The sequence below is a fragment of the Trichocoleus sp. DQ-A3 genome (assembly GCF_039961975.1).
Lineage (GTDB): Bacteria > Cyanobacteriota > Cyanobacteriia > Cyanobacteriales > FACHB-T130 > FACHB-T130.
In genome coordinates this window covers 119,418-141,423 of record NZ_JAMPKC010000010.1, presented here as the reverse complement: position 1 = coordinate 141,423, position 22,006 = coordinate 119,418, and the positions used below count along the sequence as shown (strand labels likewise).

Sequence of the window (22,006 nt, the reverse complement as noted above, 5' to 3'; positions counted from 1 at the left end):
TTTATTTACTCTAAGTAAAGGTTGAAGGCTTATATTTTTATAATTGCATTTTTTACACAACTGATTCCCCTAAATTTTTCTTAATCAAGGAAGTTAGGGGAATTGTTTTTTGTACAGAGGTTCAGATGTGCGACTTCTCTAAGCAGTCGCGAATCTCGTCTTCAAGAATCATTTACAACTGCTATATTTCCTATTGTTTTAGGGGCAATTGTCTCCATTAGCAATGCCAGCAAAACTTGTTCTTGACGATATCAAAATATTCTTTGATGCTGAAAAAATCCTTCAAGGAGTACAATCACGTCCTTTTTGTTGCCGATTCCATCTGAACTAATTTTTTTGTTCAAGTTTTACAGAAGTCACTAAAGGATATAAACTGGAAACTTCGTTTAATTTTGGTGGTTATATAGACTACAGGTAGCTGTAGTTGAGGAGGTATTGGTTAAATGAAACCTCAAACTCAAGGGTTAATCTGCATCATTGGATTAAGTGTCTTTATCTGTTCCCCAGCCGTGGCTCAAACCTACCGGCTTGAAAAATTCTTCAATGGCACTCCCCCCTATGATGGTGACAGCCTTAACAGTGCGCGAAATCCTATAGGAGATATGGAAGCCTTTATCTATCAGGAGGCTAAACCGATTATTACGATTGAGTTTGAAGCAGGAGATGAAGCTCCATCTGAAACACCTGCTGAGACTCCTGCTGAAGTCCAAGAACCAACGCCTGCTGAGACTCCGGAAGAACCACAAAATCAAATCCCTGCTGAGACTCCTGCTGAAGTTCCAGAACCAACGCCTGCTGAGATTCCAGAAGAACCACAAAATCAAATCCCTGCTGAGACTCCTGCCGAAATCACCGAACCAACGCCTGCTGAGACTCCAGACGACAACGAAGAGCCAAAACGAGAGATCATTTGGGAAGCAGAACCAAGGAACCCGCAGCCAAACCAGGGTAACTAATGTAAGGCAAGCTGATTTTATATATGAAATATTGGTAATGGGAATAGGTAATAGGGAATGAATCGTCACGAATTTCCTATTACCCATTAACAATTACCGATTTGTTAACTCGGGGTCAGCATAATTAGCTGTTGTTTTAAGAGCGATCGCACAAGATCCAACTCCAACGAAACAGTCGCCAAAATTTCTTTTACGCTTCGGCGTTTTTCTGAGTTAACATCACACGCTTGCAAAAATTCAAACTCTCCCTCTGACAAATTGACAATCTGATAATCGTAGTTAAACAGACAGCGGCTAGGCCATCCATCCATGCATGGGTTTCGAGCTGGAATAGCTGCCAACAGCGCCTCATCCGATGACCAATCTGCTTTGGATAGGGGAGGACGTGCCAGGAAAAATTCGTAGTGAGTGACCGCTTCTGGGTCTAATAATTCGATTAAACGATAACGTTCGCGATCGCTCAAATTTTTTGCCCGTTCGAGCAAGTCTGGATTTTTCCCCAAGAGTCGCTCTAATTCCCAGTTTTTGGGATTAGAAAAACCAACAAAATCCAAACCTGAAGCATCAATGAGTTCAAAAAGAGTGTCGATGTTGTAGTCGATTTCCTGGGGATGAACGTACATATCTGCAAAACACTCATCCCGCTGATTTTCTAAAGACCAGCGCTCTTTTTCTCGCTTGACCAGTCGATTATTTTCTGGCAAAGCGGCAAATATTTGACGCCCCACCTGAACGCCATCGCGGTAGTCGCCTCGCCGTTCGCCTTGAAGCAGTGCGATCGCTTTTTGCATCAACTGGATTTCCCAGCGCCCCAGCTCAGCATAAACGAAAATATGCATCAAGCCTCCCGGCGCTAACTTCGCCACTAGGGATTGAATTCCCCGAATCGGGTCGGGCAAATGATGCAAAACCCCAACACAATTGATTAAATCAAACTCACCCGGTAGTTCCTGCGCGTCATACAAGCTCTTGTGATGAAACTCGACGCGATTTGCCCCGGAACGGCGACAACGCTCTCGTGCCACTTCCAAAGCGCCCGAACTCAAATCAATTCCCACCACTTGAGCAGCCGGATTGAGGTGAACCAGGTACTCTGTTCCTACACCCGTGCCACATCCGGCATCTAAAATGCGGACATCCTGCTTTTGGGGTGTTTGATTGGTGCAAAAGTGATAAGCAGCTAGCCAATTCCAGCGCCAGTTGTAGCCGGGAGGCGGACTATCCAGCAGAGGTTCTGGTGGAAAAGGGTAAGTATCGTAAAGTCGTTGGACGGCGGAACTGATATCCTGCCTGATTTCCATATCACGTTAAAGGGTAAAGTTAGAGATGTCCGGGCAGGTCATCTGTAGCTAGACGGCGTCTTAAGTAACAAAACTTATCGCTCTTCTCAGGGAATCTGCCGCCATTTAGTATTATGACCTTGTGAACACCTAGATAGGGTTCTACACACTTTTTAACAAACCAGTCTGAGAAGCCCGAAAAGTTTTAATCTAAAAACTGAGCTGATTAACCCCAGGCAGTTAAAGGATAAAGGCTCAAAGATGAACGCTGAGATGTTGAAGGCGCAAGAATGAAGTTGATAAGCCATAAGCCGTAGGGAAAAAGCCACTTTCTCCGGGTCAGTCGCTCCCGTGGCGGTTGGTTAACTTTAATCCCTCAACCTTCACAATTCATCATTCATCATCAGTGGCACTCTGGTCATGTTTAACGCAGTGACGATTTAGATAGGGAGCTTTTGAGATCCAATGAGTGTTAAGGCAAGTGGTGGAAGCTCAGTTGCGCGTCCGCAACTATATCAAACAGTACCAGTTGCAACTATTTCGCAAGCGGAACAACAAGACCGCTTCTTAGGGAGAGGTGAGCTGGATGAACTGAAGAGCTATTTCAGTTCCGGCAGCAAGCGTCTTGAGATTGCTCAAACGCTCACCCAAAATGCAGACCTGATTGTGTCCCGTGCTGCCAACCGCATTTTCGTCGGGGGTTCCCCGATGGCTTTCTTAGAAAAGCCTCGCGAACCCGAATTGGTGACGGCGAACGTTCCGGATGTCAAACAAGGGATGGCGCTGGGAAATGTCACCTATGTGGAAAGCAGCGGTGGCTTTTTGCAGGGGTTGCGATCGCTCTTCAGCGCAGGCGGTGGCGGTCCTACCCCAGCTGGTTTCCGACCGATCAACGTTGCCCGCTACGGTCCGGGCAATATGCAGAAGTCGTTGCGGGACTTATCCTGGTTCTTGCGCTACCTGACCTACGCAATTGTTGCCGGAGACCCCAATATCATCGCGGTTAACACGCGGGGTTTGCGGGAAATCATTGAAAATGCTTGCTCCGGCGAAGCGACAATTGTGGCGTTGCAGGAAATGCGGGCAGCCGCCTTGGGTTATTTCCGGCGCGACGAGGAAGGGACAACGATTGTCAACCAGTACTTTGAAGTGCTGATTAGCGAATTCCGCGCCCCCACCCCCTCCGACAAAGTGCGGCAGCGTCCTTCTGGCGATCAGCAAGGTCTGCAACTGCCCCAAATTTACTTCAATTCAGCCGAGCGGCGTCCCAAGTACGCCATGAAGCCCGGTTTGTCATCTTCGGAAAAGCAAGAAATCATCAAAGCCGCCTATCGGCAAGTCTTTGAGCGCGACATTACTCGCGCTTACAGCCTTGGCATCTCTGACTTAGAATCCAAGGTCAGAAATGGCGACATCTCAATGAAAGAATTTATCCGCCGCTTGGGTAAATCTACTCTTTACCGCAAAAACTTCTACGAGCCATATATCAACAGTCGCGCTCTGGAACTGGCATTCCGTCACTTCCTGGGTCGTGGCCCATCCAGCCGTGAAGAAGTCCAAGAATACTTCTCCATTGTTTCCAGCAAAGGTCTACCCGGTCTCGTTGATGCCCTGGTGGATTCTAAGGAATATTCCGACTACTTCGGCGAAGAAACCGTGCCCTACATCCGGGGTTTGGGTCAAGAAGCGCAGGAGTGTCGCAACTGGGGACCGCAGCAAGATTTGTTGAACTACAGCGCGCCTTTCCGCAAGGTACCGCAGTTCCTCACCACATTTGCTGCTTATGAGCGACCGCTGCCCGACCAACATCCGTATGGTTCCGGCAACGACCCCTTGGAAATTCAGTTTGGGGCAATCTTCCCCAAAGAAACCAAAAATCCCAACACCCGTCCTGCTCCCTTTGGTAAAGATACTCGTCGCATCCTGATCCGCCAAGGCCCAGGAATTGACAACCAACTGAGCAACCCAGCAGCTCGTCCCAAAGCTCCGGGTTCCTTGGGTCCGAAAGTGTTTAAACTGGATCAACTCCCCGGTCCAGGTGGGAACGGCGGCACATCCTTCAAACGGTATGTGAAGAATTCCAGCGTTAAATACTCCGAAAGTTCCACCCAAGCGGTGATTAAGGCAGCCTACCTGCAAGTATTCGGGCGGGATGTCTATGAAGGTCAGCGCCTCAAAGTGGCGGAAATCAAGCTGGAGAACGGCGAAACCACAGTGCGGGAGTTCATCCGCGCTCTGGCTAAGTCTGACTTGTTCCGCAAGTTGTACTGGACTTCGCTGTACGTTACCAAGTCGATTGAATACATCCACCGCCGTCTGTTGGGTCGTCCCACCTATGGACGTCAGGAAACTAACAAGTATTTTGATATTTGCGCCAAAAAAGGCTTCTACGCCCTGGTTGACGCGATTATCGATAGCCCCGAATACAGCGAGTCATTTGGGGAAGATACGATTCCTTACGAGCGCTATCTGACACCAGCTGGAGTCAGCTTGCGTAGCCTTCGGATTGGCAGCATTGCCGACACAGCTCTGAAAATTGAGAAGCAAGAAACCCCTCGTTTTGTGGAACTCGGTCAAGTCACGCAGCTGCGGACAGAACCCGACATTCAATTCCGCATCAACCAGGGTGTCAGCAAGAAGCGCGAGCAAACCAAGGTCTTTAAGCTGACAGAAACCAACGACAAAGCGTTGGTGCAAAACACAATCCGGGCAGCATACCGGCAAATTTTCGAGCGCGATATTGAACCCTATATCGTGAAGAACCAATTCAGCGACTTTGAAAGCAAGCTGCGGAATGGTGAAATCAACCTCAAGGAATTTATTGAGGCGTTGGGAGGTTCAGACCTCTACATCAAAGAGTTCTATACTCCCTACCCGAACACTAAGGTGATCGAGTTGGGTACGAAGCACTTCTTGGGACGGGCACCCCTAGACCAAGTAGAAATTCGCAAGTATAACCAGATCCTTGCATCTGAAGGGCTTCGGGGCTTTGTGGGCGCAATGGTGAATAGCCCAGAGTATGCCCAGGCGTTCGGAGAAGATACGGTGCCTTACAACCGCTTCCCGACCCTGCCAGCGGCAAACTTCCCGAATACCGAGAAGCTGTATAACCAACTGACCAAGCAGAATGATGACTTGGTGGTTCCCAGCTTCAAGCCGGTGCAGTCGCGCATGGATGTGGCGAAGATGCCGCTGATGGGTAAAGCGATCGCAGATATCGCTGCAAAAGCTCGTCAGCGCGACATGAGTAAGCCGCTGTTTATCGAGTTGGGTCGTTCCTTTACCAACGGTGACGGGCAATCCGTTGAAGTTGGAGTTGGGACATCGCGGCGTAAGCCTGCTCGAATTTACCGGATGAACCCAGGAATGAACCAGGGTGAATCTGCACAGGTGATTAATGCCATCTACTGTCAGGTGATGGATATCTTCAGCGGTCAAGTTCCTGGGGAACTGCGCCGTTCGGATCTCGATAGCAGACTCCGCAACGGTGAAATCTCGGTGCGCGAGTTTGTGAAGAGTCTGGCGAGTTCCGATATCTATCGCCGTCGCTTCTATGCCCCCTATCCCAACACCAAGGTGATTGAGTTCCTATTCCGGCACCTGCTGGGACGCGCACCCGCTACCCAAGGTGAAATCCGGCAGTACAACAAACTGCTGGCGGATAGCGGCTTGAAGGCGGCTGTAGAGGCAATGGTGGATAGTCCTGAGTATGCTCGTTACTTCGGCGAGGATGTGGTGCCTTACAACCGCTTCCCGTCCCTGCCAGCGGGTAATTATCTGGGCAGTGTGAAAGCAGCAGCTGACTTGGTGAAACAATCCTGGTCAGATATGTCGCCTTCCTACATCGGTAATCGCTTGAGCCGATAAATCCGAGAGTCGGGAATGGGGAATGGGTGATTAATATGACCCGTTCCCCATTCCTAATGAATCGGAAGTTTTGCTCTGTGCTCTGGATGACGCGGGGAGTTTATCGAAACGCAGAAGCGCTCCAGAAACCACAGAAATAGAAATAGAAGAGGCGATCGCTATCTTGTCGATCATCCTCCAATGAGATAGATTCTTCGGGTCAAATTCCCCCAATAACCGCACTGCAAAACCTTGTCCAACTGCATTGTGGTAAAGTGGCTCATCTAGTGTCCACAACTTGAATCCCTTAAAGTTTCTGCTAAAGCTAAATCAGCAGAACAGATTAGGGCATGGAATGGGCGATCGCATTTTTATGGAGCCGCGAAGATTTGGAGGACAAGGGGGAATAAAAGGTGATTGATGCTCAGGGGTGCAGAAATTCAAAAATCCTGACAGCGATCGCTCCCCTCCCAAGCAAGCGATCGCTCTTTGATGACCAACTGACCCCAGCGAAACCCGCTGCGATCGCCCTCAAAGCCCCAAAATGAGGAACAATATTAAAAAGTGTTAAGAAGAGACCTGGAATGTGAACAGAATGCCGCAAAATTATTTGCGGAAGGTAGCTGAGTCCCAGGCAGTGTGTACGGATGGTTACACTGAAAAATGCTAAAGATACCGAACAAGTATTCTTGTAGCAGTGACAGGCTTCCACATTCCTTGGCGAATGCCAGTTTCAAACCATCTGGTAAAACTTTTCTTTTGATTGGAGGAATCCACAAATGAGTATCGTCACGAAATCCATCGTGAATGCTGATGCCGAGGCTCGTTATCTTAGCCCAGGCGAACTAGACCGGATCAAGAACTTTGTGACCTCCGGTGAGCGTCGCCTCCGGATTGCCCAAACGTTGACCGACTCTCGCGAGCGCATCGTCAAGCAAGCTGGCGACCAGTTGTTCCAAAAGCGTCCTGATATTGTTTCTCCCGGTGGCAACGCTTACGGTGAAGAAATGACCGCTACCTGCCTGCGGGATATGGACTACTACCTACGCCTGATCACCTACGGAGTCGTTGCTGGTGATGTCACCCCGATTGAAGAAATCGGTTTGGTTGGCGTTCGTGAAATGTACAAGTCTCTGGGTACCCCGGTTGACGCAGTTGCTGAAGGCGTTCGCGCTATGAAGAATGCTGCTTCCTCCATGATGTCTGGCGAAGATGCTTCTGAAGCAGGCGCTTACTTCGACTACGTGATTGGTGCCATGCAGTAGGGTGTTTCCCTTCCCCTGCTAAGGATTAGAACCTGACTACGTAAGATAAGGAAACAAGAAAAATGCAAGACGCAATTACTGCTGTTATCAATTCCTCTGACGTTCAAGGTAAATACCTTGACACTGGTGCTTTGGAAAAGCTCAAGGGCTATTTCAACACTGGCGAACTACGCGTTCGTGCAGCAACCACCATTAGCGCTAATGCTGCCACCATCGTTAAGGAAGCGGTTGCTAAGTCCCTGTTGTACTCTGACATCACCCGTCCCGGTGGCAACATGTACACCACCCGTCGCTATGCTGCTTGCATCCGCGACTTGGACTACTACCTCCGCTATTCCACCTATGCCATGCTGGCTGGCGACCCATCCATCTTGGATGAGCGCGTGCTGAACGGTCTGAAGGAAACCTACAACTCCTTGGGTGTTCCCATCTCCGCTACTGTGCAATCTATCCAAGCCATGAAAGAAGTTACCGCCAGCTTGGTGGGTGCTGATGCTGGTAAGGAAATGGGCGTTTATTTAGACTACATCTGCTCTGGCTTGAGCTAAGCGTAAGCGCTCGTTCATCGCTTAAGTTTTAAGCGACTGCGTTTTGTCTGGTGAAGTCTGGGAAGTCTGGAGTGAATGCTAGCTCGTCAAAGGCTTGTCGAATTAAGTTGATAAGTTTTAGCGGTCTAGTATTGACTCTTGACTCCCAGCCTTCGGTGTCTTAATTAGATACGCCAATCCAAAGATTGATTGAGATCAAAAATTTCCTCACCACCTGACTAGGAGAAATTAACCATGCGGATGTTTAAAATTACTGCCTGTGTTCCCAGCCAGACCCGTATCCGGACTCAGCGGGAATTGCAAAACACTTATTTCACGAAACTCGTTCCCTACGAAAATTGGTTTCGCGAACAGCAGCGGATTATGAAAATGGGTGGAAAAATCGTTAAGGTTGAGCTGGCTACTGGTAAGCCAGGAGTAAATACTGGTCTACTTTAATTTGCGGAAATAGGCTTGTTTACGGAATTTTCAACATTTAGATAAGATTCAAATGCAAAGAGGTCTTAAGGACCTCTTTTTTTGTGGCTCAATAGCCGCTTTCGATAGCAATTCGTTTTATTAGTGGGACTTAGGCATTTTCTAGCCCCTTTAGGGGCTGAAAACCTCTCTGAGCAAGAAAAAAAGGTCGATAATCAAAAAATGCCTGAAACCCTTGTGAATACTGGATTTATGCTCTTTTGAGCTGAAAATTTTTCTCTGTCTAAGTTTGAAGCCATTTTTTTATCAGTTTTTGTCTAAGTCCCGTTAGGCTACACTTCGATTCCCGAAGCTCCCTTTTTCAGCAGACGCCTAGAGCGATTCTGTTGCTAGTAATTTGTGAATCATATAAGAACTAGATTAAAAACAACGACTAAAGTTTGCTAGGTAAGCATTTATTGACTTCTTGTCAAGGATTTTTCCGGAATTTCTGTTAAGCCAAATTCTTTTAGAACTCAGCGCTGTGTTCGTAATCCAGGCATTCTTCCTCGCTCTCTTCTCTCCAAGTTCTACCGCTTGTCTCACATCGATGCTGCTCGCCTATCCAAGGTATCACCACTGGATGTGTAGATGAGTAGAGTGAAGATGAGCTGACGAGAGCTAATAGGATGGAGGCGATGCCGATAAATCCTGCCAACACCAGGACAGTCAGCACCGTTACATTGAGAGGATGAGTTTTGACCTGCATTTCTAAGTAATCTCGCTCAACTTTATAGGAAATAGGGAATCGTCTCTGTAGTCTTGGGGGCTAATTGAGCTTTTTCAGCTTGCTCAATCCAAAACTCTAAGTGGTCTGCGTGATTATACGTAATAGGGGCGATAGATATTACGAAGTAATAAGGTCGCGTTTTTACTTAAACCACTGAAATTTAGAATTTTGATTCGGTAATCATACGGTTAAGTTCAATACAAAGATCGTCAGTGAAGCAATCTTCTTGAAAGCTTTAATTTAGAGGGTAGATTAATAAATTTTTGATTTAGAAAGCGATCGCCTGATGCCGTTAGATGTCAGAAAGATTTATAGAAAAGCAAAGAAAATCGGGAGCGGATGAACCGATATAGGGCAAAGCGCCTTATCATTTTGGTCGGTACCGCTGCTAATGTTGGGGAGCGAGCAGCACTCCGTGCATCCGCCAGAGCGATCGCTTTGTGATTCCTTGCCGCTGAATGTTACCTATACGCCAAGTCGCTGTGAATTTACGCCAGCTAATTCCTGTTTTTAATTCCTCTGCCCAGGATTGGGCAATAGATGCCAGATTGTTGCGGTGGCTCACCTTCCTCTGGCTGTTTATCGGGTTAGTCGTGCTATTTTCGGCGTCCTATCCCAGCGCAGATGCTGAGTTTGGAGATGGGATGTACTACTTCAAGCGCCAAATCATCTCAGTCATCCTGGGGCTAGTAGCCTTTAACCTGGTGGTGAACTTCCCCCTACGTTCTGTTCTAGAAATCGCTGATTGGTTTGTCATACTCCTGTTGGGAGTGATTTTCATCACCCTGATTCCAGGAGTGGGAACCACCACCAATGGCGCAACCCGTTGGATAGCCTTGGGGCCATTTCCACTTCAACCCTCTGAGTTGATCAAGCCGTTCCTGGTGTTGCAAGGCGCTCGGATTTTTGGGCATTGGGACAGACTAACGTGGAAAGTCCGCTTGACCTGGCTGTTTATTTTTTGCTGCGTGCTTTTGGGAATTTTGCTACAGCCCAACTTAAGTACAACCGCACTTTGCGGGATGACTTTGTGGCTAATTGCACTTGCTGCTGGGTTGCCTTATTCCTACTTGGGAGGAACAGCGCTGGGCGGGGTGCTCTTGGCGACAATCAGTATCAGCGTGAAAGAATATCAGCGTCGTCGGATAATGTCTTTTTTGAATCCTTGGGCTGACCCCATGCAAGACGGATACCAGCTGATTCAAAGTTTACTGGCAGTTGGTTCTGGCGGCACCTGGGGGTCTGGTTTTGGGCTATCGCAACAGAAGCTGTTTTATTTGCCGATTCAATACACCGATTTTATCTTTGCGGTGTACGCAGAAGAATTTGGCTTTGCAGGCAGTTTGCTGCTGCTGTTGCTGCTGATGGCTTATGCAGCGCTGGCGCTAATTGTGGCGATAAAGGCGCAAAATCCCATTCACCGGCTGGTGGCGATTGGAGCCATGATTTTGATGGTGGGGCAGTCACTACTAAATATTGGCGTTGCGACTGGTGTCCTACCTACTACGGGTTTGCCCTTGCCGCTGTTTAGTTATGGTGGCAATTCAATGATTGCGAGTTTGATTGCCGCTGGGCTGCTGATTCGCGTGGCGCGGGAAAGTAGCGAAGCAGAAATTGTGTCGCTGCAAGGACGTCGGTCTGCGGCTAGGCGGCGACGCCGAGAACAATAAGTTGTCTGTCATATATCTAAATTGCACAAATTGAAAGAGAGGTTTTAGGTGAGGATAATTTCCATTACCCACTACCAGAATTGACTGTGCCAGTTAAATGCTTTTCCCTGATGACGTTGACATTACATTGACTCGAACGAAGGCGTTTTCTGAAGATTCTGTCGAATCGGAATCGCTATGATGAATTCCGTACCCTCTCGGGGCGCTGAATTACACTGCATCTGTCCACCATGTTTGTCCACGACGATTTGATAGGTAAGGGACAACCCAACCTTCGTGCTTTTGCCATTCGTTTTCGGCGTAAAGAAGGGGTCAAACAGGTGAGGGCGGACTTCCTCCGCTATACCAGGGCCATTATCTATAATCTGAATCGTCACAAAGCCACGGTCAGTTACTTCGGTACAAATCCGAATGGTACTGCGGGAGAAGTGTATTTCTTCAGGCGATCGCTTATGGTCATACTCCTCCAAAGCATCAATCACACTCGACAGCACATTTATAAATGCCTGGTTCATTTGACCTGCATAACACTCTACAGGAGGCAGCTTGCCATACTCTTTAACGATCTGAATCCCCGGATAGTCAGCCTTGGATTTCAGCCGGTTGTTCAAAATTAGCAGAGTGCTGTCTAGCCCATCGTGAATGTTCACTGGCTTCATCTGAGCCTCATCCACGCGAGAGAAATTCCGCAATGACTGGACAATCTCGCGGATGCGCTCAGCCCCAATCTTCATCGAACCCAGTAGTTTTGGCAGGTCTTCAACCAGAAACTCCAGGTCAATTGCCTGAGCCTCCTCCAAGATAGTTGGCCCCGGATTGGTTAATTCCTTGGTATAAAGATTCAGCAGGTACAGCAGGTCTTGGGTATAGCGCTCTGCGTGAGTAATATTGCCGTAGATAAAGTTGACCGGGTTATTCATTTCATGAGCAACACCGGCGACTAACTGTCCTAAACTAGCCAGTTGTTCGCTTTGGATCAGTTGACCTTGAGTCTGTTGGAGTTGGCGAAAGGCGAGTTCTAGCTGATGCGCTTGTTCTCGATAGCGTGCCTCTGATTGTTGTAATACTGCTTCTGTAGAAATCCGCTCTTGAATCTCTTGTTTCAGCAGAGCATTAGAGTGGGAAAGTTCAAGGGTTCTTTCCTCTACCCGTTCTTCTAGTTCTTCTTTGAGCTGTAAGAGTGCTTTTTCTACCCTTGTACGTTCTTGAATTTCTTGTTCCAAAAGCACATTTTGTTCTTTCAGTTTCTTTGTTAAACTCTGGATACTCAGTTGGACAGTAATGCGAGCTAAAACTTCTTCATGCTGAAGTGGTTTAGTAATATAATCGACCGCTCCCAGGCTTAAACCTCTAACCTTATTGACCGTCTCGGAAAGCGCCGTCATAAAAATCACAGGGATATCTTTCGTAACTTGATTAGCTTTCAGTTGACGGCAAGTTTCAAACCCATCCATTCCCGGCATCAGTACATCTAATAAGATGAGATCCGGCAGGGCGTATTCCCCCTTTTGAATAGCACTTTCGCCATCCCGAGCTACCAAAATTTTGAAGCTAGAATCCGCCAAAAAGTCGAATAAAACCCCTAAGTTTGTAGGAGTATCATCAACAATTAAGATTATGCCTTTGTGGGGAATTTCTACGCTCATTTATTTTCTCTATATTGTTTGATAAATTCCAAAATTTGTTTTTCTTCAAAGCCCTTGGCTAATTGACGTAAATGGCTGGCAAACGGTATCCAGTCCTGATTCATCTGTTCCAGTTGAGCGGTTCGCTTGGCAATCCCTCTGAGGTCGCCCATCATTGCGAGATCGAAGAGAGCCGCGATTTCCTCTACAGGCGGAGGCACCATCGCTGCGGAAGGCTTCAAGAATTCTTTATTTTTAATTTTTTCATAAACCCATGACAGCCCCAAATAACCTCGTACCTTTTCTAAAAGTTCCTGGTTTCGGATAGGTTTTGCCAGGAAATCGTTACAACCGGCTTGAAAGCTCTGTTGTTGATCGCGATCAAAAACGCTGGCTGAAGTCGCAATCACAACGACCGTTAAATCGGGTAACTTTCTGATTCGACGAGTGGCTTCTAAGCCATTGAGGGTGGGCATCATTAAGTCCATAAAAATTACATGAGGTTGCCACTCCTGTGCTTTGGTTATGCAGTCGAACCCATCAGTGGCTTCCATAATTTCAAACCCTAATGGCTCTAACATTTTTACGAGAATCGAACGATTTTCCCATTGATCGTCGGCGATGAGAACTTTGCGTTTGTCGCCCAAATAACCAATGATCGGGCGTTCATCTATTTGGGCGATATCTGCCCACTGGTCAACGGAGGGTAAATCTAAATCAAAGTAAAAAACGCTACCTTTCCCTAAGATGCTATTAACTTTGATTTCGCCGCCCATCATTTGTACTAATTGACGGCTAATTGCTAAGCCTAAGCCGGTGCCTTCACTTTTGCGATCGCGCTCTCCGACTTGGTGGAAGGGTAAGAATATTTCTTCTAATTGCTCTGGTGCCATACCGACGCCGGTATCTTCTACTTGAAACCGAAATGTTCCGTCTTGATAGCTGACTTGGAAGGTGACGCCGCCGGTGGTTGTAAATTTGATCGCGTTGCTAAGTAAGTTGATTAAGACTTGCCGCAAGCGTTTTTCATCGCCCTGGACTGCTAAAGGAAGTGGGGCGGTGGGTTGGTAAGTTAAGTAGATGTCTTTTTGTTGGGCACGAATGCGGCACAGTTCGACGATGCCTTCCAGGAATTGGGGAAAATGAAAGTGACTCAAGTGGAGTTCCATTTTCCGGGCTTCTATTTTGGAGAGGTCTAAGATGTCGTTGATCAGGGTTAATAGATGTTCGCCGCACTGGTGAATGACGCCTAAACCATCTTTTTGCGGCTCATTTAAGGTTTTGTCTCGTTTGAAGATTTGGGCATAGCCGAGGATGCCGTTGAGGGGGGTTCTCAGTTCGTGGCTCATGTTAGCGAGAAATTCGCTTTTGGCGCGGTTGGCAGATTGGGCGGCTTGTTCGGCTTTTTGGCGATCGCGTATTTCTTGTTGCAGTTTTAGCGTTCGCTTTTGGACTTTCCCCTCCAGCATCCGGTTGTAGTTTTCTAGTTGCTCGTGGGAAAGTTTCAGTTGTATTTGCGATCGCTCTAGCGCTTCCTCAGCCCACTGGCGCTCCAGTTCGGCGCTAACTCGTGCTCCAAAGAGGCTCATAATTGATTTTGCCCGTTGCTCCTGCACGAGGGGCTTATCATCGATAAAGCAAATATGACTAATTGGCTTACTGGATGTTGAATCTAAAAGGGCAACTCCCAGGAAACACTCTCCTCCCAAAGCCGCTAAAGCTTCGCCTTTGGGGAAGAATGACTGGACGTTTTGGGGATAGCAACTGATGCCGTTGTTTTCAACCAGAGTCTCTTGTGTAAAGATGCTTTCGCAAGGAGTATGGACTAAGTCGTACTCAAAGTTGTCACCCAATTTGTCTGAATTCCAAAAGGAAAGCACTTTGGCTCGGACAGGTGTATCGTCCTCCCAGGCGGATGCTTCTGCCACGATAACGTAGCGAACTCCAAGCGCTGCGGCTAGATGCTGTGCAAACACCGGGTAGAAATCTTTGCCCGTAACTGAGGCGGTTCCGGCGATCAGATCCTGTAAGGCTTGTTCTGCTTGCCTGCGCTCGATAATTTGGCTATTTAAATAAGTGAGAGAGTTGGTTAATTTATCTCGCTGTTCTCCCCGGATATCTGCTGAATTGACTTCTATTAAGGCTGAGTCGGAGAGGTTGCCACCTAAAGCTACGTGACTGGACTCCACAACTTTGACAGCTTCGCCTTCAGCATTAAAAATAGGGACTTTAACGATGTCAAATAAATAGACTTGCCCATCGTAACGAGTTACAGGTTCTTGAGAGATGTGGAGCGTCTGCCCGGTATTCACGACATAGGCGTCATCCACGACAGACTGTTGGGTAGCATCCCGGTTATTTAGAGGAATATCTGTCGGATCGCGATCGCAAAGCTGTTCCAGTGTCATGCCGTAAAAGTCGCAAAATGCTTTGTTGGCATAAACTAGGCGCGATTGGGAGTTTTGGCACTTTACTAAATTTGGGATGGCATCTAAGACTTGTGCATACATCTCCGCCCGTTGACGCAGTTCTTTCTCGACCTCCTTGCAATCGGCTAGTGTCTGCTCTAGCTCGGCAATTTGCTGACGCAGTTTCAAGGATTCTTGATTCTGCAATTTGCCGGTACTGGTTTTACTGCGTCTATAACTTGTAACCATCTATTCCTCCTTCTATACCTTTTGGTTTTAGATATATCGAAATTAAGTTAAGCGGCTCAAATTCAACATTCAACACGGACATAGCACTCTCCTCGACCTTCTTGGAGTTTCCAATTAAATAGTCAATGATGCTCGCAGTTCGTTGGCGAAGTCATCCCTCTGCCAAGGAAAGGAGGAATAATATAGGCTCCTAGTGTCCGTATTTAGGATTCCCTAAATTTGGAAAAAAGCTCTAATGTTGAATGTTCTTTAATGTTAAGAAATACAAAAAAAATATTATTCCTTTATGAAAAAAGTAAAAATTTTCTTTTTTAGGCTTGACAATCAGTAGGCTGGATTAATGATTTGTAGGATGGGTTATCGATAGCGTAACCCTCACAGGTGTTGGGTTTCCTGGGTCAATCCAACTAAAGAACTATTCAATTTAATGCATCCGCCGACTGAATTAAGAACATTTGAATAAAAGACTCGCTGCAAGCTTAATGGGGCAATTAATAGAAACGGCGTTAAAAATTTCTTGAGAAACCTGCGTTGATAAAAAACATTGATGGGTGTTATTGTCAAGCAAACAATGCGGACGCTTTCCTTCGCGCCGGTTCTACCCTTCCAAGTAAGCTAAAATTCAAGCAGAATCAGCATTCCGCGAACTAGCCTCCTCATGATTGAAAGTCTGCAAACCCAGCTTTACGAACTCAGTGAATTTGCCAACCGTCTCGTTTTTATCCAGCTGCAACATCTCAGCGTTATCAGTATTGGCATTATCTTTGCAGCCGGATTGCTCACCAGTTTGACCCCCTGTATGCTTTCCATGTTGCCCATCACCCTTGGCTACATCGGGGGCTATGAAACCAAAAGCCGCCTCCAAGCAGCTGCCCAAGCTACCTGGTTTTCCTTGGGATTGGCAACAACGCTGGCAGGGCTTGGTATCTTAGCGGCGTTGCTGGGGAACGTCTACGGTCAAGTAGGATTTGGTTTGCCGATCCTGGTGAGCATTCTTGCGATCGCAATGGGGCTAAATTTACTAGAAGCTTTGCCCCTTCCGTTGCCTGCTTGGGGTGGGATGGAGTGGATTTCTAAAGAATTACCAGCGGGAGTGCGTTCCTATCTGATTGGTCTAACTTTTGGGGTGGTTGCGTCCCCGTGCAGTACTCCCGTGTTGGGAACGTTACTGGGTTGGGTTGCCACGACGCAAGACATGGTATTAGGTGCAGTCTTGCTGCTATCCTACACAGCAGGTTATGTGGCACCGTTGATTTTGGCAGGAACTTTTACAGCCTCTATTAAGAAGTTGCTAGAGTTGCGCCAGTGGTCGAGTTGGATTACACCCGTTAGCGGTGTGCTTTTGGTTGGATTTGGGGTATTTTCGCTGCTGTCTCGGATTCCAATTGGTTAAAGGTAATCAAAAGCACTCGCTATTACCAATTACCAATTATCAATTATCAAAAAATGACTGCAAAAAATTCTTTTTTCTCAAACTTAGGGTCAACTTCCTATCGGTTTTGGCGACAGGAGTTGTTGCCATTACTGGCAGATTTGCGGTTAGCGATCGCGTTGCTATTAGCGATCGCGCTTTTTAGCATCTCTGGCACGGTGATTGAGCAGGGTCAGTCGCCTGCTTTTTACCAAGCGAACTATCCAGAGCATCCCGCTTTGTTTGGTTTCCTGACTTGGAAGGTAATCCAGGTAGTCGGATTAGATCGTGTTTATCGCACCTGGTGGTTCTTATCACTCCTAATTTTGTTTGGCAGCAGCTTAACTGCCTGTACATTCACCCGCCAGTTTCCAGCTTTAAAAGCAGCACAGCACTGGAAGTTTTACGACCAACCCCGCCAATTTCAGAAACTCGCCCTGAGTGCGGAACTAGAAACAGGTTCGCTAAACAAACTGACCGAGTTGTTGCAGCAGCGACGCTATAAAGTTTTTCAAGAAGGAGATAAACTTTACGCCCGAAAAGGACTGGTGGGACGGATTGGCCCAATTGTTGTTCATGCCAGTATGTTAATTATTCTGGGGGGCGCAATTTGGGGGAGTATCACGGGTTTTGTCGCCCAGGAAATGGTTGCTAGCGGCGATACATTTCAGATAAAAAATATCATCGAAGCTGGTTCTTGGGCGCTGCCACAAGTTCCCAAAGATTGGTCGGTGCGGGTAAATCGCTTTTGGATCGACTATACACCTGAAGGCAGAATCGACCAGTTTTATTCCGATTTGTCGGTTTTGGATAAACAAGGACAAGAAGTTGATCGTCAAACGATTCACGTCAATCAGCCGCTGCGTTACCGAGGTGTGACGCTTTATCAAACAGACTGGGGAATTGCAGGTATCCAGGTGCGGCTGAATAATAGCCCAGTTTTACAGTTGCCGATGGCGTCATTAAATACTGTCAGCAAGGGCCGAATCTGGGGAACTTGGATTCCCACTAAACCGGATTTGAGTGAGGGCGTTGCCTTAATTGCCAAGGATTTGCAGGGAACGCTGATGCTTTATAACCCAAAGGGTCAGCTAATCAATACTATTCGCCCCGGGATGTCGGTACCTGTGAATGGAGTCAGGCTGAGCATTGATGAAGTAATCGGCAGCACTGGCTTGCAAATAAAAGCCGATCCGGGTATCCCGTTTGTTTATGCTGGCTTTGGTTTGCTGATGCTGGGTGTGGTTATGAGTTATTTTTCTCATTCGCAAATTTGGGCGCTACAAGAAGGGGTTAGTGCAGCGTCTCAGAAGGAGATTCGCTTCTATGTCGGCGGCAGAACTAACCGCGCACAGGTTGCTTTTGAACGGGAACTGTTGGAAATTTTGGATCGAGTCAGTCATCCGTCTCAGGAGGAAGTGCCAGTTGTTGAGATAGAAGCGAGCGCGACCCAGTCCTAAACCATTTTTGATGTGGGTTGGTAGAGGGGCGATTCATCACGCCTCTACCAACAAATAACGTCTTCCACTCACACCTTTTTTTCTAGTTTCCAAAGCCAAACTTGACCCGTTTGGTATGCAGGCTCTATTTTGTAGTTTTGCTTTTGTAGTGCCTTTCTTAATTCCTTGGAACTCCTGTATAAAAACACATCACTGAACCCATCTGGAATCTGAGGCACATTTGGTTTAACGACTAATTGAAGCCGCACTTTCGGTTCCAGTGCATAGGTTAAAGGAAGAAAAAAGTTTAGTTTCTCATTGCTGATCAAAAGCGGATGAGCTGTTTTGTTGATGATTTGGGCTACTTTTGGATTGTATTCAGTTTGAGAGAGAGCTTTATTCCACCAGATTTCTTGTTGAGAACTGATGGCACAGGATATAACACCACTCGAAACTACTGCAACAAGCACAAATTGCCATAGTTTTTGTACCTTTGCACTTCTCGAAGGCAAACTAATTTTAGTAGCCAGTAAGTAAGCAATTGCTAGCTGAATCCCCAAATAAACAGCAACTAGATGTCGAGTTGAACCTGACAATCCTCCTCCGGAGATTAGATCTCTGGAAATAAAGGGAAGGGCAGTTACCCCAAGCAAAGTTAAAACAAATAACCAAACTTGCTTGCCGGTGTTACGACACAAAAAATAAATTGCATATCCTGACAGGAATAAAATCATTCCTACCAGTGTCAGTCGGATAAATTCTGTCCATTGATTGTTAAATCCAAACTCAATCACTCCTCCTGCTGGATCTGTATCAAGAAATGTCCGAGTGATATTGCGAGTCCAAGCTTTCACCCAAGAAAACAGGCTTTCTTTCTGGCGAGACCAATCTGTTGTCTTTTCAACGGTAGATGAATTAGCAATTAGAATTAAAAGCCAAGGCACAAATGTGAGCAAACCAGCCAAAGATGCCAGCAAATAGGCAAAGACTGTTTTAGTGAATCGGAATTTTTCGATTGTCAATAAATAAATGCCATGTCCAATCGCAACTAGCGCAAAAAATAACTGGGTATAAATTCCCAGTGCTAGCGTTGCTGCATACAGCCCCCAAGTGGAAATAAGGGTTTTGGTGTCTCTATTTCCCATCCGCATCGCTCGCAGTAGTGCCGCACTTGATAGTAAGATTGCCACAATCCACAGACTATAAGGTCGTGCTTCCTGGGCGTAGAGAACTTGAAACGGGGAGACGGCAATGAGTGCGATCGCTATCCATCCTGCTAAGGAAGATCCAAATAATTCTTGGCATAGCCAATAGATGCAAGGAAACGCTAGCAAGCTAATTAAGGCGGACAAGCTTCTGATTATCCCTGGTGAATAGCCAAATCGTTGTACCCAAAATCTTGCCATCAAAAAATAGAGGGGCGGATGCTGGGGAGTATCGACCACTATCGAGTTGATGGTTCCGCTTACACCTTTTTCCGAATTGGGTTGTTGAAACTTCTGTAATTCTTCGACCCCCATCACCTGTCCATCAAAGACTTCTTGGGCGAATTCTGCCTTGCTGTAACCGGCAATCCGTAATGAAGTGAAAGTCTCATCGCCCCAGTAAACTTTGCGATCCAGGTTGACGAATCGAAAAAATACTCCCAGTACCAGCACGACAATGATAAAAAATTGTAACCAAGTTGGAGGAAGTAGCTTTGTCTGAGTTAACCTATTCTTAACATAGTTAAGACTTTGTGCAACTGTCATGAAACCTCCATTTCGCAATCTAAAAAGCCGCTAAGCTCTGCGAAATGTTAGGCGTGCCAATGGAAGTTATCATTCACCCTGAGACTGATATTGTGTCTATTTTTTGAGCCGATAAGATAGACTTTTGATGACACAAAGCAGAAAGCCCGTTGGACGGGCTTTCTGAAAAAGATAATTTTTAAACCAGGTGGAAGTAGCCAGATGCAAGTGAATTTTTTTGCTGCTATCTAGGCGTCAGAGGACTTCTGATGACGCACTTCAATGACTGTGTGAACATTACCGCGGGGCGCGAAATCCCCTTTGATAGTGGCTTCTAAAGGATCGCAAGCTGCCACAAAGTCATCCAAAATTTGATTGATGGATTCTTCGTGGGAGATGTAGCGATCGCGGTAACTATTGATATAAAGCTTGATCGCCTTCAGTTCCACTACCCTTTGATCGGGAACATAGGTAATATGGATGGTGGCAAAGTCAGGATAGCCAGAAAACGGACACTTACAGGTAAACTCTGGCAGAGTAATGTGAATGTCGTAGCGGCGTCCGACTCGCGGATTGGGGAAGGTAATTAATTGTCCTTCAGCAATATTGCGCTCACCGTATTTCATTTCCGAGAGCGGCGTTTCAGGTGATAATTGTTGTTGTGTTGGCGACTGACTCATCAGTAGTGCTTAGCAAACGTGGGTCATTAAACATTAGTTATTAGTCATTTATAACAAACAAAGGACTAATAACTTTTGAACATGAATGCAGGTCAAGCTTTTCAGCCTTCTTCACCTGCTTTCTTCAAAAAATATCTCTAGAGTTGAACGGGTCTGTGCTACCTTCCCAATCCGGACAATTTTTATCATCCCAGCCATAGGGATGCATGGCGCAGACTAACAAATTTCCGCCATAAGCTTGTCCGTGGTAATGGTGACAACCCATACATGCAGGATTTTTTTGTGGGGTGGGTTCAACAGTATCCACCATATAGGAAAAAGGCTGCTCGCCTTCGCCTACAATTTCTTCAAATTCTAAATAAATTTCAGCGATTGGTTCAAATAATTCTTGCAAACACTGATTGAGATCGGTTGCAATTGTAGTTTGCACGCTTTCGGCAACAGCGTCTACTACTTCTGTGATGCCAATGAAGAATTGCTCTACTTCATCAGCAACTGCTTCCATCATCTCGAAAAAATCTTTTTGCCACTCTTCCATTTTGGATACTCAGCACAAAAGGCTTAGTTTTTACCGGCGACGCGATGACGCCAATTAATCTGCAACTCTATTCTAAATAGTGCGAATCAATGATGCGATCGCAATGCTATAGATTAGCACCCGTTGCCTTGCGCGATCGCAAGGCGTGTGATGCTCTTCGCAGCGACTCGCTCTTGCCTATGCAGCTAACGATTCGGCTGTTCGCAGTTCATCGTTCATTACTGCAAAGCTAATCGCGCTTTAGCCGACGCAGTTCGTCCTGTAGTGCTTGCACCTGTTGGCGCATCGCGTCCACATCATTATTTGGAGCCGCATTTGGAGCTGCTGCCGACTTTGGCTCTTCATCTTCTGAGAGAATTTCAATCCGCCGCGGCTCACCGGGTTGGGTGCTGCTAGTAGATGGCTCAACGGGTGCCTGCTGGGCTTGTTTCATCATATCATCGACAAACCGGCGAGCTTCGTCTGTTGTCATCTCGCCTTTTGCTACCATTTCATCGGCTAGCTTTTGAGCTTGCGATCGCAACTCAGTTAACTTTCCCCCAGCTCTCTCACCCGCACAGGCAGCTAAGCCAACCCCTAAGTAAAACGCTTTTTGAACAATATCTCCAAAACCAGCCATCGCAATAAGTCGCTCCTTTAATCTGCAAGTATCTGCTGATTCCAGCATAAGCGTGAAATCGAGAAACTGCCCACCAATTACAAGGCAAACGAGGGCGAGGCGGCGATTCGGGTGATCCGGATACCACGCCTATCACAAGCATCCCGTGTTGCTGCTACCTTCCGGTTCTGACAAGGTTTAGGCGTTGCGATCGCATGGGTCCAGATCATCTAAAGCATAACATCATTCACTGAAAATTGAAACCTCTGGCGGCAATCAAGGATTCGCTTTTATTCGGCAACCACTCGCCACTCATAAAGTTCATACTTGACGCAGCCGTTTTGCACCAGCGGATCGAGTGAGACAATTGCGCGCGCCTCCTCCAGTGAAGACGCCTCAAATAGCATCATGCCGCCTCGCCGTTCCAGCCAGTAGCCGCTACGCGCCTGATATCCTTTGGTAATCAAATCCTGGACATAAGCTTTGTGCGCCGGTACAGATTTATCAAAGATCGGTTTATCAACGATGCCTTCTTCAATCTTTACAAACCAGGGCATTCACTTTCTTCCCTTATCTG

Annotated in this window: 18 protein-coding genes, 1 other RNA gene and 2 pseudogenes; 10 read left to right on the top strand and 11 right to left on the bottom strand. The window is 46.8% G+C overall.

The annotated features are described in order from the left end of the window. Positions 1-443 precede the first annotated feature (443 nt). Positions 444-956 (top strand): hypothetical protein, encoded by a 513-nt coding sequence (locus NDI44_RS16635; protein ID WP_190411198.1) that lies wholly within the window; start codon positions 444-446, stop codon positions 954-956. 104 nt (positions 957-1,060) lie between these two features. On the opposite strand, the gene NDI44_RS16630 is transcribed toward NDI44_RS16635, so the two are convergent. Beyond that, positions 1,061-2,257, bottom strand: a complete 1,197-nt coding sequence (locus NDI44_RS16630) for a class I SAM-dependent methyltransferase (RefSeq protein WP_190411197.1) — start codon at positions 2,255-2,257, stop codon at positions 1,061-1,063. A 444-nt stretch (positions 2,258-2,701) separates the two neighbouring features. Between NDI44_RS16630 and NDI44_RS16625 the strand changes: the two genes are divergently transcribed. The 5 genes from NDI44_RS16625 to NDI44_RS16605 all read left to right on the top strand — a co-directional run bounded on the left by NDI44_RS16625 (position 2,702) and on the right by NDI44_RS16605 (position 8,333). Then, positions 2,702-6,103 carry a phycobilisome rod-core linker polypeptide gene (locus NDI44_RS16625; protein WP_190411196.1) on the top strand — a complete coding sequence of 1,134 codons (3,402 nt, stop codon included), beginning with the start codon at positions 2,702-2,704 and terminating at the stop codon, positions 6,101-6,103. 392 nt (positions 6,104-6,495) lie between these two features. Next, positions 6,496-6,630 carry a hypothetical protein gene (locus NDI44_RS16620; protein WP_277877513.1) on the top strand — a complete coding sequence of 45 codons (135 nt, stop codon included), beginning with the start codon at positions 6,496-6,498 and terminating at the stop codon, positions 6,628-6,630. A 231-nt stretch (positions 6,631-6,861) separates the two neighbouring features. Beyond that, positions 6,862-7,347: an allophycocyanin subunit alpha gene (gene apcA / locus NDI44_RS16615; RefSeq protein ID WP_190411195.1), complete on the top strand. Its 486-nt coding sequence runs from the start codon at positions 6,862-6,864 to the stop codon at positions 7,345-7,347. A 62-nt stretch (positions 7,348-7,409) separates the two neighbouring features. Beyond that, positions 7,410-7,895, top strand: a complete 486-nt coding sequence (gene apcB / locus NDI44_RS16610; protein WP_190411194.1) for an allophycocyanin subunit beta — start codon at positions 7,410-7,412, stop codon at positions 7,893-7,895. Positions 7,896-8,129: 234 nt separating this feature from the next. Beyond that, the gene (locus NDI44_RS16605; protein ID WP_190411193.1) at positions 8,130-8,333 is read left to right on the top strand and encodes a phycobilisome linker polypeptide; all 204 of its coding nucleotides are present in this window, start codon (positions 8,130-8,132) and stop codon (positions 8,331-8,333) included. A gap of 487 nt (positions 8,334-8,820) precedes the next feature. Here NDI44_RS16605 and NDI44_RS16600 read toward each other — a convergent pair whose 3' ends face one another. Next, positions 8,821-9,060, bottom strand: a complete 240-nt coding sequence (locus NDI44_RS16600) for a hypothetical protein (protein ID WP_190411192.1) — start codon at positions 9,058-9,060, stop codon at positions 8,821-8,823. Positions 9,061-9,563: 503 nt separating this feature from the next. Between NDI44_RS16600 and NDI44_RS16595 the strand changes: the two genes are divergently transcribed. After that, on the top strand, positions 9,564-10,751 hold the full coding sequence (locus NDI44_RS16595; protein ID WP_190411238.1) for an FtsW/RodA/SpoVE family cell cycle protein: 1,188 nt from the start codon (positions 9,564-9,566) through the stop codon (positions 10,749-10,751). 122 nt (positions 10,752-10,873) lie between these two features. On the opposite strand, the gene NDI44_RS16590 is transcribed toward NDI44_RS16595, so the two are convergent. From NDI44_RS16590 to NDI44_RS16580, 3 genes and pseudogenes are all read right to left on the bottom strand, one after another. Next, the gene (locus NDI44_RS16590) at positions 10,874-12,397 is read right to left on the bottom strand and encodes a response regulator (protein ID WP_190411191.1); all 1,524 of its coding nucleotides are present in this window, start codon (positions 12,395-12,397) and stop codon (positions 10,874-10,876) included. Further along, positions 12,394-13,863, bottom strand: a pseudogene (locus NDI44_RS16585) (ATP-binding protein); the annotation flags it as partial. The pseudogene NDI44_RS16585 and the gene NDI44_RS16590, both read right to left, overlap by 4 nt. Before the next feature lie 699 nt (positions 13,864-14,562). Then, a pseudogene (locus NDI44_RS16580) lies at positions 14,563-15,033 on the bottom strand (PAS domain-containing protein); the annotation flags it as partial. A gap of 658 nt (positions 15,034-15,691) precedes the next feature. On the opposite strand from NDI44_RS16580, the gene NDI44_RS16575 reads away from it, so the two are divergent. Next, positions 15,692-16,426, top strand: a complete 735-nt coding sequence (locus NDI44_RS16575) for a cytochrome c biogenesis protein CcdA (RefSeq protein ID WP_190411189.1) — start codon at positions 15,692-15,694, stop codon at positions 16,424-16,426. Between the two features lie 53 nt (positions 16,427-16,479). Continuing rightward, complete coding sequence (locus NDI44_RS16570) at positions 16,480-17,904, top strand: cytochrome c biogenesis protein (RefSeq protein WP_190411188.1); 1,425 nt, start codon at positions 16,480-16,482, stop codon at positions 17,902-17,904. 68 nt (positions 17,905-17,972) lie between these two features. Here the strand turns inward: NDI44_RS16570 and NDI44_RS16565 are convergent, their stop codons facing one another. The 3 genes from NDI44_RS16565 to NDI44_RS16555 form a co-directional block, all read right to left on the bottom strand. Continuing rightward, the gene (locus NDI44_RS16565) at positions 17,973-19,634 is read right to left on the bottom strand and encodes a glycosyltransferase family 39 protein (protein ID WP_190411187.1); all 1,662 of its coding nucleotides are present in this window, start codon (positions 19,632-19,634) and stop codon (positions 17,973-17,975) included. Positions 19,635-19,861: 227 nt separating this feature from the next. Further along, the gene (gene queF / locus NDI44_RS16560; RefSeq protein WP_190411186.1) at positions 19,862-20,293 is read right to left on the bottom strand and encodes a preQ(1) synthase; all 432 of its coding nucleotides are present in this window, start codon (positions 20,291-20,293) and stop codon (positions 19,862-19,864) included. A 124-nt stretch (positions 20,294-20,417) separates the two neighbouring features. Continuing rightward, positions 20,418-20,831, bottom strand: coding sequence for a hypothetical protein (locus tag NDI44_RS16555; RefSeq protein WP_190411185.1), 414 nt, complete (start codon positions 20,829-20,831; stop codon positions 20,418-20,420). An 89-nt stretch (positions 20,832-20,920) separates the two neighbouring features. On the opposite strand from NDI44_RS16555, the gene NDI44_RS16550 reads away from it, so the two are divergent. Further along, positions 20,921-21,064, top strand: a complete 144-nt coding sequence (locus NDI44_RS16550) for a hypothetical protein (protein WP_190411184.1) — start codon at positions 20,921-20,923, stop codon at positions 21,062-21,064. Here NDI44_RS16550 and NDI44_RS16545 read toward each other — a convergent pair. The 3 genes from NDI44_RS16545 to NDI44_RS16535 all read right to left on the bottom strand — a co-directional run bounded on the left by NDI44_RS16545 (position 21,061) and on the right by NDI44_RS16535 (position 21,986). Continuing rightward, a complete protein-coding gene (locus tag NDI44_RS16545; protein ID WP_190411183.1) occupies positions 21,061-21,450 on the bottom strand; it encodes a phasin family protein in 390 nt (129 codons plus the stop codon). The genes NDI44_RS16550 and NDI44_RS16545 overlap by 4 nt on opposite strands. A 110-nt stretch (positions 21,451-21,560) precedes the next feature. Then, an RNA gene (ffs, locus tag NDI44_RS16540) (signal recognition particle sRNA small type) lies at positions 21,561-21,657 on the bottom strand. A 62-nt stretch (positions 21,658-21,719) separates the two neighbouring features. Beyond that, positions 21,720-21,986, bottom strand: a complete 267-nt coding sequence (locus NDI44_RS16535) for a YciI family protein (protein WP_190411182.1) — start codon at positions 21,984-21,986, stop codon at positions 21,720-21,722. Positions 21,987-22,006: the final 20 nt, after the last annotated feature.

Bases quoted from the DNA above. Each gene is read 5' to 3' on its own strand.
- NDI44_RS16575 (WP_190411189.1), top strand. From the start codon at position 15,692: ATGATTGAAAGTCTGCAAACCCAGCTTTACGAACTCAGTGAATTTGCC.
- NDI44_RS16565 (WP_190411187.1), bottom strand. From the start codon at position 19,634: ATGACAGTTGCACAAAGTCTTAACTATGTTAAGAATAGGTTAACTCAG.
- apcB (WP_190411194.1), top strand. From the start codon at position 7,410: ATGCAAGACGCAATTACTGCTGTTATCAATTCCTCTGACGTTCAAGGT.
- NDI44_RS16630 (WP_190411197.1), bottom strand. From the start codon at position 2,257: ATGGAAATCAGGCAGGATATCAGTTCCGCCGTCCAACGACTTTACGAT.
- NDI44_RS16635 (WP_190411198.1), top strand. From the start codon at position 444: ATGAAACCTCAAACTCAAGGGTTAATCTGCATCATTGGATTAAGTGTC.
- queF (WP_190411186.1), bottom strand. From the start codon at position 20,293: ATGAGTCAGTCGCCAACACAACAACAATTATCACCTGAAACGCCGCTC.
- NDI44_RS16625 (WP_190411196.1), top strand. From the start codon at position 2,702: ATGAGTGTTAAGGCAAGTGGTGGAAGCTCAGTTGCGCGTCCGCAACTA.
- NDI44_RS16545 (WP_190411183.1), bottom strand. From the start codon at position 21,450: ATGGCTGGTTTTGGAGATATTGTTCAAAAAGCGTTTTACTTAGGGGTT.
- apcA (WP_190411195.1), top strand. From the start codon at position 6,862: ATGAGTATCGTCACGAAATCCATCGTGAATGCTGATGCCGAGGCTCGT.
- NDI44_RS16605 (WP_190411193.1), top strand. From the start codon at position 8,130: ATGCGGATGTTTAAAATTACTGCCTGTGTTCCCAGCCAGACCCGTATC.
- NDI44_RS16570 (WP_190411188.1), top strand. From the start codon at position 16,480: ATGACTGCAAAAAATTCTTTTTTCTCAAACTTAGGGTCAACTTCCTAT.
- NDI44_RS16600 (WP_190411192.1), bottom strand. From the start codon at position 9,060: ATGCAGGTCAAAACTCATCCTCTCAATGTAACGGTGCTGACTGTCCTG.
- NDI44_RS16550 (WP_190411184.1), top strand. From the start codon at position 20,921: ATGATGCGATCGCAATGCTATAGATTAGCACCCGTTGCCTTGCGCGAT.
- NDI44_RS16590 (WP_190411191.1), bottom strand. From the start codon at position 12,397: ATGAGCGTAGAAATTCCCCACAAAGGCATAATCTTAATTGTTGATGAT.
- NDI44_RS16555 (WP_190411185.1), bottom strand. From the start codon at position 20,831: ATGGAAGAGTGGCAAAAAGATTTTTTCGAGATGATGGAAGCAGTTGCT.
- NDI44_RS16535 (WP_190411182.1), bottom strand. From the start codon at position 21,986: ATGCCCTGGTTTGTAAAGATTGAAGAAGGCATCGTTGATAAACCGATC.